Raw genomic sequence first — 641 nt, 5'->3', positions numbered from 1 at the left:
ATTAATATGAGAGCTTCCGCCGCCTTGAAAACGCGGTTGCTTTGCAAATCCTCCAATTACTGCTACCGTTCCCTCTTTTTTCAGCGGAAGAATTGCATCTTCATTTTGTAACATAACCATACTTTCACTTGCAACTTCTCTTGCAAGCTGATGATGCGCATCCTTACTATACACAGCGTTTTCTAATTGGTTATCATAAGCTTTAAAAATAATGTCAAGAAGACGCTCTGCTGCTTGATCAAGTTTTTCTACAGATAGCTCACCACAGTTAACTGCATCAACAATTTTCTTCTCACCAATTCCAAAGCTTGAAGGCATTTCTAACTCCAAGCCGTTCGCTAAACTTGCAACACGCTCATTTACCGCACCCCAATCAGAAACGACAAAACCTTCAAATCCCCATTCATCTTTTAAAATATCATTTAATAAATAGTTATTTTCCGAAGCRTATTCGCCATTTACCTTGTTGTAAGCGCTCATTACTGTCCAAGGCTGTGCTTCCTTAATGACATCTTCAAAGCTAGCAAGATAAATTTCACGCAATGTTCTTTCATCGACAATTGCATCTACAGACATTCTGCGATGCTCCTGATTATTAGCAGCGAAATGTTTTAATGACGTTCCAACCCCTTGACTTTGTA

The 641-nt window shown here is 39.1% G+C and carries 1 protein-coding gene; it reads right to left on the bottom strand.

Annotated elements, in window-relative coordinates; genetic code table 11:
* A partial coding sequence (locus AC1DTM_RS30495; RefSeq protein ID WP_477001706.1) for a glycoside hydrolase family 3 N-terminal domain-containing protein occupies positions 1 to 641 on the bottom strand: 641 nt, incomplete at both ends.

Source organism: Bacillus sp. P4_D3 (assembly GCF_056401855.1).
Note: the sequence above shows the minus strand (reverse complement) of the source record. Positions and strands in the feature narration are given on the sequence as shown.